We start from the raw sequence: 12,286 nt of genomic DNA, 5'->3' as shown, positions 1-12,286 counted from the left end.
CCGCATACTTGTTAAGCTATTATCCAAGGCATAAGCCAACCAACACTCAACATAAAGACGGCTGTTCAAAACTGGATAATCATTTTTTGGCAACGGTCTGAGGATGTCTTTGACAATCTTGGGAAATGAATTTATAATCATTATCAATTAATTGGTTTTAATCCTTAGCCCAAAATTTACCATATTTTGGGCTATTTTTATCACCTCTTTCTTAACATTCAACACTTGTGGGAATTGGGGATTGGGTATTGGGTATTGGGTATTGGGTATTATAGTTTGTCGTAGTCTTCTGGTTCTATGTCAGGGACTTTAGCTAAAACTTCCTGGAATTTATCCCAACTACCGCGTTTGGCTTTTTCTTCTACATAGTCTTTGGTCATCCATGCAGAAACTTGTGCTGATAGTGCAATGGCTACCAGTTGTTCTAAAGGCATATTTTCTTTGGCTGCTAAGGTTTCAATTTGCTTATATAAGAATTCGGGGATTTGTATGTTTAAGTTACTCATGATATTTCTCCTACTTGTTCTAAGAATTCTGGTTCTTCAGTACCTAATATGCTAAATTGTTTTGATAAAATCCGAAAAAGCTTACCGTATAAGGGAAATAATGTTGGTTATTGAAGAAAATGCCTGAATATTCCTTCTTAATCTCTGTTCGGTGTGTTCCCTGTTCCCTGTTCCCTCGAACCAGTTGTTAAATTAGCATAACAAGTACGGTAGAGCCAGAATTCTTTAGGAGTTAATACTCTAATGCCAAATTTCTCTGCTGCTTGTAAATCTTTTTGATTGTAAGTGATAATAAACTCGGCTTGGCATTCCATCGCTAAGTCTATTAAAAAATCATCGTCTGGGTCGCGTGCAATTGGTCGCCATAGATAAAAAATATTACATTGGTTAGATATGGCACAAAGGGCTTCTATAATATTATCAATATCTTGATTGTTTAGGGTTAACTGGTCTTTTTGTCTTTTAAGTATTTCTTCGTAATCGAAGATTAATGTGGTAGAAATATTTAATCGCCAGCGAGTATCGTTGAGTATGCTTAACAGCTTGTAGGATGCGCCACGACTAGAGCGTAAACCAGCTAGAAGTACGTTGGTATCTAGTATAATTTGATCAGGTATTGTCATTTTTTAGTTTTGTTGCATACTGTCTTGTGTCTGGTTTTTCGCTGTTTGTTTGTGATTATTATTAATGGTCTGCTTTTAAACCCAAGGCTTGATTAATTTCAGCCAATAAGTCTTCCATTGATATGGAACGAGGCAAAATCTCCGGGGCGATGTCTTCTTTTCCAGACACTATGCGAACCACAAACTGTGCTAATTCACTCGTGAAGTTTTCGGCTGCAACCAAGCTCTTGCAAGGTTTTTCAGTTAGAGAATCAGTAGGCGTGTGACTGAATCGCTGGTCAATGATCAAAATTGGCGGCTTGAAAGGTAAGTCGGCTAATGCTTTTAACTCTTTTAGCACCTCTTGAGGAACAGAAGAATCTCCTAAGCAAATCAGCAGTAAGTCAACGCTTTGGTGGCGAATTTGTTGTATGACTTCTGCCCAGTAACGCCCCATTGAGGCTTTTAAACCAGCCGTTTGTAAGTACTGGATTAAAGCTTGAAACCACTCAGATCCCCGTATAGCTAAACCATGCAAGCTATGGTTACCCTGGTTATTGGGTGAATGTTTTGCGACTGTTTGATCACCCTGATCAGCGTCTGACTGAACCCTCAGGCCATAGTCCAGCATAGTTAAATCTACCACCAGGATACTGGGTGGGCAGCAGATACCAGATGCAATTTGTAACACAGATAACAAGGGATCTGTGCTATAATCAGAGCTTTCTTTTTCTTGTGACAATGCTCTCAAGTAAGGAAACACCGACAAACCAGGTATCTGGGAAGCAGCTAGGGTAGTCGCCACATCACAAGTCACCAGTGGAATATTAGCCAATATGGGATGTTGAGCTAACTCTTGTAGGTAAGTTTGTGCCAAGGCACCTTCGACATCCAGTAAAATGACATCAAACTGCCAAACCTGTGCCAAGAGTTCAGCTTGATCTAAATCATCTACTTCTATCACCCGATGTTCTCGCAGTGAAGGGTGGGGGTTAATTGATTCTAAATTCTGTTCTACCAACCTGAGAATTCTCAGTGGACTTGTGATCGGGGTGATTGGATGATTATTTAACTGTGAATTTCTCATTGCTGGTTGAGTACACAAGTTTTCTAACAGTGGTACTAAGGCCTCATGCTGAACTGGTAAGTTAAGGAAACCATCCGCCCCATGGGCAAATACTTGCTCTTTTTCCGCTCCAGTGGCTGTGACTATTACGGGAATATCCCTAATTGCAGCATCAGATTTCAATAGAGTCAGAACATCCCAACCTGACAGTAAGGGTAATAAGGGGTTTAAGAAGATCGCTTTCGGTTGCAAGCGGCGGGCTTTTTCTACTGCTTCTGTTCCTGAGCGAGCGATGACGACACGATAACCTAAAACCTTCAGCTTATCGGTCAAATCTTCGATATATCGAGCTACTGCTTCCACTACTAGCACTAACCGTTGTGAGCTGGCGGGTGGATGTTGGGTAGTTGTCGCCGCGCGCTGGCGTGCTGAGATTTCTCTGCGCGACCCCGGGGAAACGGCGTGATCCCTCACTCCCAAGCTGCTCAATCCTTGTGTTTCAGGAGTTTTGATCTGGCTATGTTCTTTGATTCCTGTCTCTGGTTCACTCAAGCCTGTTGTGGGGGGACTAGGTGGGAGTAGTAGTGTAAATTGGCTACCTTTGCCTTCACGAGATAAGAAGCTCACGTCACCTCCGTGAAGACGAGCTAAAGCCCTGGTTAAAACCAGCCCCAGACCAGTACCTTCAAATTGGCGAGTCAGGGGATTTTCTAGTTGTTGGAATTTTTGGAAGATTAAATGTTGCTGATGTTCGGGAATGCCAATACCTGTATCCCAGATAGTAAAGGCAATCCAGCCTTCCCAACGACTGACGCGCAAACCAATTTCCCCGGAGTTTTCTGTAAACTTAAAGGCGTTGGAAAGTAGGTGTACTAACATCTGTCGCAAGCGCAATTCATCCGCTACTATCTCGTCTAAATCTGGTTCAATCGAGATGGCTAATTCAGGTATGGAATTGGCTGTTGGTGTGGCGGTAGCTTTGGTGGTTTGAGTGTGAATCGCTTTTGCTTCTGTGATGGCGCGATCGCACACTGCACGAATTTTCACCGGGACAAGGGCTAAATCCATCTGTCCGGTTTCCATGCGGGTCAAATCTAAAATGTCATTAACTACACTCATCAAATGTCGTCCGCTTTGATGAATCAGTCCTGCATAACGGGCTTGGCGCTCGTTGAGTTCACCCAACTGCTGATCTACCAGTAACCTTGATAGTCCTAAAACCGCAGTTAGGGGAGTCTTCAGTTCATGACTAATACAAGCTAAAAACTCATCTTTTAATCGATTTAATTGAATCAGGTCAGCATTTTTGGCTGCTAGTTCTTTATATATCTGCTGCTGTTCGGTGACATCAGTAGCTAATACTAAACATAGGTCATTACTTCCTTGAGTCTTGGGAGTAGCCTCAGTTTGCCTACAGTTCAATTCTGGCAGATTCAGTTCTTGGGAAAGAAGTTCTGATTTGTGACTATCTAAGGTAATTTTGGCAAACTGCCAAATTCGCTCGCTACCATTGTGCACTTCCACAACACAGGTGCAAGTACCCATCTGACTATCCAAAAAACAGTGATTGGATTTACTCTTTTTGGGGGTTGACTGCTTACTTTTATCTTCTTCTCTAGCAGATGATCCGCGAACGCTATCGTGTAGGCTATGTCTGGGTGGTGGGGAATATCCCCCCTGTGGCAGAGGTTCATTCGCTGACATCAAGGTCTGTTCTGTTGAATGAGATTCCCTAGGATGATTATTCCCTTGAGAATAAAATCTGCTAGCTTTAGCGTATTCTGTAGCCGTTTTCCTCTCCTGGGAGGCTAGTATTGCTTCGACTTGTTCGCGAATCCCTTCGGGATCTTTCAATACTCCTAATTGCTCCCACCAAGCCGGATTTTGCGCTACTATTTCACCTGTTCCAGTTTGCAGCATTAACGGCCAAGGCAGTATTTCTAATAGCTGCACTAGTGATTTTTGTGCCGGTTGATATTGATTTCTCAGCCGCGATCTGGCTATGGCTTCTCCACGTAAGCAATCCCGCAGTGCTGGTAGCAATCGCGGCAGCCCAGCTTGGCATTCAGCGATTCTCCCAGTAGTTCGCCCCCGTGGTGACTTATCAGTTCGCCAGTGAGTTTTGCTGATCTTGTTGGAGGTGTTAGCATTATCTGGGGAACTGTTTTTAGGCGTTCTCTTCCCCGAAGGTGAGCAGTGGCTGCTACTAGAATCAAAAGCCAATTTTTCTTGAGTTAATGCTCTTAACACTCGTGAGCTATTCAGCAGCCCTAGAAATTTGCCTTCTTTATCAATCAGCGCCCAATCTAAGTTATTGTTGTTTCGGCTCCTTTGGTAACGCCAAAGCAGATCTAATTGCTCTACACAGTAAGTTGCTGGTAATGTCTTGAGAGGCTCGATTATGGCTTGATCCCACCTTGACAATGGCTGCTGCAAGTCCAAAACTTGATTTCCACCCCATACTGCCAATAATTTTTGTGTTAAGCGGGCAGACTGCACCAATCCTAAGGGGTATTGTTGCTGATTTACCACTACCAAGCGATCGCACTGCTCTTGCTCAAAAATCTCCAGCACCATAGCCAGAGTACTTGTTTCTAAGCAGCTGGGTACGGTTGCGAGAAAGTCATAAAGCGGGTACTGTAACATTGACATAAGGAACCTTAGGGGTCATTCTTCTTTGTGTAAGCTTGCCGCTTCACCATCGGCACTTCGGCAAAAAGTATTAGAGCGGCAAAGCAATAATATTCAGAAGAATCATTTCACGGATTCTTTTTACAGCTTCAATGCCATTGAGACAAGGGGGAAAGCCGTTCGCCTGTACTCACGACGAGGTTGTTAAAAGACAAGACTTATGGGATTGACTCGTTGTCCTGGCCAATCTTAGTTTTCGGTGAATATCCTTGTCAGTTTCCTACTGGTGTTGAAACTCCTCTGCAATAGTGACAACTAAAACAATTATGAGGCCAAAGATTCGCTAATAAACCTTGAGGAATTATAATGATTTAGAATGTGAAGATACTTTGAGTTAATTTAAGTATCTATTACAGGGAGTCAGAACCCCCACCTCCAAGGCGGGGAGATAGATAAATGCCTCATCTCACCAGGGATTTAGTCTTTATTGACTGGCTTTCAGGGACAGTTTTCAAGACATACCTTGTAATGCTCCCGCCATTTCTCTGCTCCCTTATGCAAACTCTTAAACATCCTTACAGGGGTTGAGGAAGTCTAGTTTGCATAGTTAGTCATCTTAAACCGTTTTGGTCACTAACATTACCGGAGTAACAGGAGTTACAAGCATACAGGGAAATGCATCAGTACTACTTGTCTCACCGCCAAAGGGTAAAAGGGAATCAATTTCCCCAACATGTCCGCCCACGACCGCCAGATTCTGGTCTTTGTTCATAAATTTGCCGGCAACCACGACACGGAGCTTCTAGTAAAACTACTGTATCCATACATGAGGAAATATACATAAGTCTATGCTCAACTAATTCATGTATCTTGATGGAAAAACTACTAGGCTTCATCAATAAACTATGAAGCCCCAGCACTGATTACAGTGTATCTGGTGCAACAACCTTAGGTTGATATGATGTTGATATGAGTCCTTCTCTCAAAGAGAAATCGCCACTTGAATACACAACTAGACATCAACTTAGAAGTTTAGAGGTGTGATTCACATCTAACATAGATATTCCCAAGAATATATATCAGTTCATATTGATTTTTCCACTGCTAAAAACTAGATTATCCGGCTCAACTACCCATTCAAGTCGAGTTGATCGGGCAGATTAGGCCTTGGAACTATGAAACCACAGACTAACTACTTCGCCCCCAGAGTAGAACTACTACCACTGTTAAAATCTACTACCTACTGAGGTGATGGTGACAATATCTTAATAAAAATTTTACTAATAAACATTTTGATGTATTTCCATGTCAGAAGCACAAACCACAGCACTTCTTTCAGCAGATGACTCAAGTTGATCGGCAGGTATTGTTACAACAACTAAAATCAGATTACCGCCATATTCTTCTCAATTACTTCACCCCAGACAAAACTCTGAAAGAACAAATCGATAAATTTATCAATGCAGTATTTTGTGCTAATATTCCTGTGCCACAAATCCTTGAATTTCATATGGAATTAATTGAAGACTTTTCCACACAACTAAAGCTAGAAGGAAGGAGTGACGAGATATTACTTGATTATCGCCTAGCACTAATAGATATCCTCGCTCACCTGTGTGAACATTATAGATGTTCAATCTCTAAAGAGAGTAAATTTGTCAGATGAATCAATCCAAAAAAACCTATGTTCTCAAGCTTTATGTAGCTGGTAACACCCCCAACTCTGTTCGAGCCTTAAAAATACTTAAAAACATTTTAGAGCAAGAATTTCAAGGTGTATATGCCTTAAAAGTAATTGATGTCCTAAAGAACCCCCAGCTAGCCGAAGAAGATAAAATCTTAGCCACCCCAACATTATCTAAAATTTTGCCTCCACCGGTGCGCAAAATCATTGGTGACTTATCAGACAGAGAAAGAGTCTTGATTGGATTAGACTTACTTTATGAAGAACTGGGCGAAGAATATTGGGAATAATAAACAAGGGTTCATCATACAAATTTTCTAACAAATCACCAATTTTACTAATATAAAAAGCGGGTATAAAACCCATATCCTAGTAAGCAATGAGCGAAAAAGACCAAGCAACGCCAAACAACAACCCCTTGGTTGGGGTAGAAAAGATTCGCACGATGATAGAGGGCTTTGATGACATTAGCCACGGAGGTTTACCCGTTGGTAGAACTACTTTAGTTAGTGGGACATCTGGCACAGGTAAAACCTTATTATCACTGCAATTTCTCTATAACGGTATTACCCGATTTGATCAAGGGGGTGTATTTGTAACCTTTGAAGAATCACCCAGTGACATTATTAAAAATGCGGAAATTTTCGGTTGGAATTTACAACAGCTAATTGACGAAGGTAAGTTATTTATTCTGGATGCTTCACCGGATCCCGAAGGTCAAGATATTGTGGGTAACTTTGACCTTTCAGCCCTGATTGAGCGTTTGCAATATGCAATTCGCAAATATAAAGCCCAAAGAGTATCAATTGACTCCATCACGGCCGTATTTCAGCAGTATGAAGCCATGGGAGTAGTGCGGCGAGAGATTTTCCGTCTTGTGGCCCGTCTCAAGCAACTACAGGTCACAACTATAATTACTACTGAACGTAGTGAAGAATACGGTTCTGTTGCTTCATTTGGAGTAGAAGAATTTGTTTCCGACAATGTAGTAATTGTGCGTAACGTTTTAGAAGGAGAACGGCGGCGCCGCACAATTGAAATTCTCAAATTGCGTGGTACAACTCATATGAAAGGGGAATATCCTTTTACAATTACCAATGGAGGAATTAATATTTTTCCCTTGGGAGCCATGCGCTTAACCCAACGCTCCTCTAATATCAGAGTATCCTCTGGAGTAGAGACCCTAGATAAAATGTGTGGGGGTGGTTTCTTTAAAGATTCTATTATTTTGGCAACGGGAGCTACCGGAACTGGTAAAACTTTATTGGTGAGTAAATTTTTGCAAGATGGCTGCATCAATGGTGAGCAGGCAATATTATTTGCTTATGAAGAATCACGCGCCCAACTGTCTCGTAATGCTTACTCTTGGGGAATTGACTTTGAAGACTTAGAACGTCAAGGGTTACTGAAAATAATTTGCACCTATCCTGAATCAACTGGTTTAGAAGACCACTTGCAAATTATTAAATCAGAAATTGCTATGTTTAAGCCATCTCGCATTGCCATTGACTCCCTGTCAGCATTAGCCAGAGGAGTCAGCAATAATGCCTTTCGCCAGTTTGTCATTGGTGTGACTGGTTATGCGAAACAAGAAGAAATCACCGGTTTTTTTACCAACACAACTGACCAATTTCTGGGATCACATTCCATCACAGACTCCCATATTTCCACAATTACTGATACGATTTTGATGTTGCAGTACGTAGAGATTCGGGGTGAAATGTCACGGGCGATTAATGTGTTTAAAATGCGGGGTTCCTGGCACGATAAAGGTATCCGTGAGTACAATATTACTGCTGATGGTCCGGAAATTAAAGATTCTTTCCGTAACTACGAACGAATTATTAGTGGTGCGCCTACCCGGGTTAGTATCGATGAAAAGGCGGAACTATCTCGCATAGTGCAACGTTTTGACAACAAACCGAGTTCCGACTCCCCAATTTAGAGTCATGGTAATCCATACCTAAATTGAGGATCGTGCTATATTCGGCTCATAAGACGGGTTTTCTGCCCCTAGTATTGATTTTCGTGTGAGGGGATGCGGTGAAAGGACAATATTTATTTTATAGTTTCTTACCTGGCGTCACAGCAGCAGTATTAACAACCCAAACTGCTTTGGCGACGACTGTGAGCGGTACACCAATTGTCTCTTCTGCAGGGGTCTTGACCTTTCCTGACAGTCAAACCTGGCTGGGAGACAATATTAATACCCAAATGCGTGATACTAATGCGGATGTTTTTCCAGATGTAGTACCAGAATCTGAATTAACTAGACTGCAATTACAGTCTTCAAGTAGTAAGAAGAATCCAGCGAGCTTGAGCAAAAAGACTGGGACACCTCTAGAAAATCAGCCATCTCAAAAAGATGAAGGTAAAGTCAGTGTCACACATGGGCAGAATTTTGCCCATTTTCAAAACCATCAACAACCAACTCAAGTCGGTACTTCAGGGAATAAATTAAATCAAACTGTTGTGGCGAATGTCATCCCACCCAGAACTTCTACCCAGCCAGTCAGTTTTACCCTGTCGGCTTTACAGCAACCAACAGCGACTGCTAAACAACAGGAAACTCATTTATCGACAATTCTACCGACTGCGGTCACCGGCGGAAGAGCAACAAAATTACTGGGGGTACATGGTTGTTCAGCTGTTAGTGGCTGTCTCCCTCCATCCAGAACTAAGAACTTGATTGCTGGGAGTTATTCATCTGCTAGCAACACCAACTCAGGATTGGTCAAGACTGCTGGGATATTAACTTTTCCCTCACCAGGAACTGAGTATGTTGCACCTGTAACCACGGGGGAAAATATCACACCGGTGGAAAATGTGGAATTTACCCCTACTAATAGCGTGGAAATTCCTGATTACCTAACTCCTAGTCCCAATCTCCTGCAATTTCCGACTAAACCAGAGGAAGTAAGACTGGAAACTAATCAGCCCATTACTTTGGCGCAGGCCTTAGAACTAGCAAGGCGCAACAATCGAGATTTACAGGTGTCTTTATTGGAGCTAGAACGGGCTCAAGCCGCCCTACGTCAGGAGCAAGCTGCTTTGTTGCCCAATCTGGGTCTTACTGCTGATGTCATTCGCGGCCGGTCTGCTGGAGATCAGCTAGGCTTTAAAAGACGACAACAACTAGGTGATCCAACAGCATCAGAACCCGAAGCTAATACGAATTTCACAGGAGAGGCCCAACTGAGTTATGACCTGTTTACCTCTGGGAGACGGCAAGCTACCATTAAACAGGCCGAAGAGCGGTTAAAGTTCAGTGAGTTGGCTGTGGAACGCCAATCGGAAGAAATTCGCTTGAATGTGGCTACGGAATACTACAATTTGCAACAAGCAGATGAACGAGTACGCATCGCCCAATCTGCTGTGGAAAATTCCCAGGCCAGTTTACGAGATGCACAAGCTTTAGAAAGGGCTGGGGTGGGTACGCGATTTGATGTTTTGCAATCCCAAGTTAACCTGGCTAATTCCCAGCAAGAACTGACTAATGCTCGCTCCCAGCAAGAAATTGCTCGTCGGATTCTGGCGACTCGCCTGAGTGTGCCACAATCGATAAATCTGAGTGCGGCTGATCCTGTGCAATTAGCTGGTCTGTGGAACCGAGACTTAGAAACTAGCATTGTGTTAGCGTTTCAAAATCGCCCAGAACTTCAACAGCAATTGGCACAACGTAACATCAGTGAACAACAGCAGCGAGAAGCACTTGCATCCCTAGGTCCTCAAGTGCGCTTCATTGCTAGTTATAACCTGCTAGATCAATTCGATGATGGTGTTAGTCTTACTGATGGTTACTCTGTGGGAGTTAGGGCTAGTTTGAATTTGTACGATGGTGGAGCCGCCAAAGCTAGCGCTGCTCAGGCAAAAACTAATGTGGCGATCGCAGAAACTCAATTTAGTGAACAGCGCAACCAAATCCGCTTCCAGGTTGAACAAGCTTTTTCTACCCAGCGCGCTAGTTTAGAAAATGTCCAAACTGCTAATGCTGCTTTAGAACAGGCTAGAGAGGCTCTGCGTCTGGCTCGGTTGCGATTCCAAGCCGGTGTAGGTACTCAAACTGATGTGATTAACTCCGAAAACGACTTAACAAGAGCTGAAGGTAATCGAATTACAGCTATTTTAGATTACAATCGCGCCTTGGCTCAGTTACAACGAGCAGTTACCAGCAGGGCTTTAGCTGAGTAAATTCAATAAAAAACCTGTGGGATATTGCTTTTTTGCCCCCTAAATAAATCTGGGGGCTGTTCCTCCGCTATCATTGACCCGTAATAGTAGCAAATTCCTAAGTGGCCATGGTGACAACATCAAAAGGGAAATCAGTTACAGTAAAGATAAATAAACAAAGCCCTTTAAAATAAATGGTTGCTACACCCTTAGAGGAAATCTCTACTCAACTAGAAAGTACCAATTTACGCGATCGCATGGTAGCCCTAGCTAGCTTGCGTCATATATCCCCGGAAGATGCAGTACCCCTAATTAAAAAAGTATTGAATGACGAATCGCTGCAACTGCGCTCTATGGCAATATTTGCCCTAGGAGTGAAACCCACAGCCGAATGTTATGAAATTTTAGTAAAAATTCTGGAAAATGACCCAGATTATGGTATACGTGCCGATGCAGCGGGTGCTTTAGGATATTTGGGTGATCCTAGAGCCTTTGAGGTACTAGCAAGGACTTTTTATGAAGATACTGACTGGCTCGTGCGCTTTAGTGCTGCTGTATCCTTGGGAAATATCAAAGATCCACGGGCCCATGATGTTTTAATTCAAGCCTTAAATAGCAGCGAAACCGTATTACAAGAAGCCGCAATTTCCGCACTAGGGGAAATACAAGATATTGATTCTGTGGATAGTATTCTGCGCTTTGCTCAGTCAGATGATTGGTTAGTGCGCCAACGCCTGGCGGAAGCCTTAGGAAATCTTCCTACTAATAAGAGTATTTCTGCTTTAAAATACTTAGAAAAAGATCAGCATCCCAACGTTGCACAAGCGTCGAGGATTTCCCTGGGAAGGCTGGAAAAACAAACCTTAAAAGCTTAATCCCAACTCTGGGATGTGTGACCTTATTGTTGCAGGGTAATTTAATTTATGAATATTGAAGAATTTTTTGAATTGAGTGCTGGTAAATGGTTTTCTCACCGTACTAGTCACCATTTAGCCTTTAAACAATCTGAAGATGGCAAATCAGACATCTTAATTGAGAGTCTAGCCGCGGATCATCCAGAAGTAATCAAACTGTGTGAACAATACGAAATTGCCCCTAGTAAAGCCTCCTGTGGTGCCAGAGTCACCTGGAATGGTACCATGGAATGGGACGAAGAAAAACACATCGGCTCTACTGTGTTAGTTACCGTACCGCATGAGAATAATCCCCATGAAGGTAAATTACTGCGAGAAATGGGTTATGCCGAGAAAGCCCCCGTCGCTGGAACCTATAAAATGGGTAGCGATGGGGCTTTGACTCTCTTAACAGAGTATGAAACCATGTCTAGTGAAGAACGTTTATGGTTCGCTAGTCCGAATTTACGGATGCGGGTGAGTGTCCTCAAGCGTTTTGGCGGCTTTAGTATGGCTTCCTTTACGTCGGAAATCCGTATGGGTGCATCAGCTGCAAAAGCATCAGAAACAGCCAATTCCGCCTCTAGTTAGTTCTGCTATATAAATCCTAGACAAGTCTAGACATTTATTTCTTACTTCAATGGGAGCATGGGAGCGGTTATCCCTCAGTAAGCTTTCAAGGTTTAGCCAACCTCGATAAGTTAATTGCTGCGTTTAAATCCCTGTCCATTGAA

At 42.7% G+C, this 12,286-nt stretch carries 9 protein-coding genes and 1 pseudogene; 6 read left to right on the top strand and 4 right to left on the bottom strand.

The window, feature by feature from the left end; genetic code table 11:
- The 4 genes and pseudogenes from NWP21_RS08730 to NWP21_RS08715 all read right to left on the bottom strand — a co-directional run.
- A pseudogene (locus NWP21_RS08730) lies at window positions 1-141 on the bottom strand (IS4 family transposase); the annotation flags it as partial.
- Between the two features lie 128 nt (window positions 142-269).
- Window positions 270-506: a hypothetical protein gene (locus tag NWP21_RS08725; RefSeq protein ID WP_271733984.1), complete on the bottom strand. Its 237-nt coding sequence runs from the start codon at window positions 504-506 to the stop codon at window positions 270-272.
- A gap of 137 nt (window positions 507-643) precedes the next feature.
- The gene (locus NWP21_RS08720) at window positions 644-1,129 is read right to left on the bottom strand and encodes a putative toxin-antitoxin system toxin component, PIN family (RefSeq protein WP_280792386.1); all 486 of its coding nucleotides are present in this window, start codon (window positions 1,127-1,129) and stop codon (window positions 644-646) included.
- A gap of 61 nt (window positions 1,130-1,190) precedes the next feature.
- On the bottom strand, window positions 1,191-4,826 hold the full coding sequence (locus NWP21_RS08715) for a hybrid sensor histidine kinase/response regulator (protein WP_280792385.1): 3,636 nt from the start codon (window positions 4,824-4,826) through the stop codon (window positions 1,191-1,193).
- A 1,321-nt stretch (window positions 4,827-6,147) separates the two neighbouring features.
- Between NWP21_RS08715 and NWP21_RS08710 the strand changes: the two genes are divergently transcribed.
- The 6 genes from NWP21_RS08710 (at window position 6,148) to NWP21_RS08685 (ending at window position 12,143) form a co-directional block, all read left to right on the top strand.
- On the top strand, window positions 6,148-6,471 hold the full coding sequence (locus tag NWP21_RS08710; protein ID WP_271761085.1) for a circadian clock protein KaiA: 324 nt from the start codon (window positions 6,148-6,150) through the stop codon (window positions 6,469-6,471).
- On the top strand, window positions 6,468-6,779 hold the full coding sequence (gene kaiB, locus NWP21_RS08705) for a circadian clock protein KaiB (protein WP_271734779.1): 312 nt from the start codon (window positions 6,468-6,470) through the stop codon (window positions 6,777-6,779). The genes NWP21_RS08710 and kaiB overlap by 4 nt, the downstream gene beginning before the upstream one ends.
- 89 nt (window positions 6,780-6,868) lie before the next feature.
- Window positions 6,869-8,434: a circadian clock protein KaiC gene (gene kaiC / locus NWP21_RS08700; RefSeq protein ID WP_280792384.1), complete on the top strand. Its 1,566-nt coding sequence runs from the start codon at window positions 6,869-6,871 to the stop codon at window positions 8,432-8,434.
- A gap of 98 nt (window positions 8,435-8,532) precedes the next feature.
- Window positions 8,533-10,680, top strand: coding sequence for a TolC family protein (locus tag NWP21_RS08695; protein WP_280792383.1), 2,148 nt, complete (start codon window positions 8,533-8,535; stop codon window positions 10,678-10,680).
- Between the two features lie 173 nt (window positions 10,681-10,853).
- Complete coding sequence (locus NWP21_RS08690; RefSeq protein WP_280792382.1) at window positions 10,854-11,534, top strand: HEAT repeat domain-containing protein; 681 nt, start codon at window positions 10,854-10,856, stop codon at window positions 11,532-11,534.
- Between the two features lie 48 nt (window positions 11,535-11,582).
- Entirely contained in the window at window positions 11,583-12,143 is a 561-nt protein-coding gene (locus NWP21_RS08685) for a phycobiliprotein lyase (protein ID WP_280792380.1), read from the top strand.
- The last annotated feature ends 143 nt before the right edge of the window (window positions 12,144-12,286 follow it).

The organism is Anabaenopsis sp. FSS-46 (assembly GCF_029891665.1).
GTDB classification, from domain to species: Bacteria; Cyanobacteriota; Cyanobacteriia; order Cyanobacteriales; family Nostocaceae; genus Anabaenopsis; species Anabaenopsis arnoldii.
This window is presented reverse-complemented; position numbering and strand designations above follow the sequence as displayed.

What these genes read in the sequence shown, in the direction of transcription:
- NWP21_RS08725 (WP_271733984.1), bottom strand. Translation starts at nt 506, where the DNA reads ATGAGTAACTTAAACATACAAATCCCCGAATTCTTATATAAGCAAATT.
- NWP21_RS08720 (WP_280792386.1), bottom strand. Translation starts at nt 1,129, where the DNA reads ATGACAATACCTGATCAAATTATACTAGATACCAACGTACTTCTAGCT.
- NWP21_RS08715 (WP_280792385.1), bottom strand. Translation starts at nt 4,826, where the DNA reads ATGTCAATGTTACAGTACCCGCTTTATGACTTTCTCGCAACCGTACCC.
- NWP21_RS08710 (WP_271761085.1), top strand. Translation starts at nt 6,148, where the DNA reads ATGACTCAAGTTGATCGGCAGGTATTGTTACAACAACTAAAATCAGAT.
- kaiB (WP_271734779.1), top strand. Translation starts at nt 6,468, where the DNA reads ATGAATCAATCCAAAAAAACCTATGTTCTCAAGCTTTATGTAGCTGGT.
- kaiC (WP_280792384.1), top strand. Translation starts at nt 6,869, where the DNA reads ATGAGCGAAAAAGACCAAGCAACGCCAAACAACAACCCCTTGGTTGGG.
- NWP21_RS08690 (WP_280792382.1), top strand. Translation starts at nt 10,854, where the DNA reads ATGGTTGCTACACCCTTAGAGGAAATCTCTACTCAACTAGAAAGTACC.
- NWP21_RS08685 (WP_280792380.1), top strand. Translation starts at nt 11,583, where the DNA reads ATGAATATTGAAGAATTTTTTGAATTGAGTGCTGGTAAATGGTTTTCT.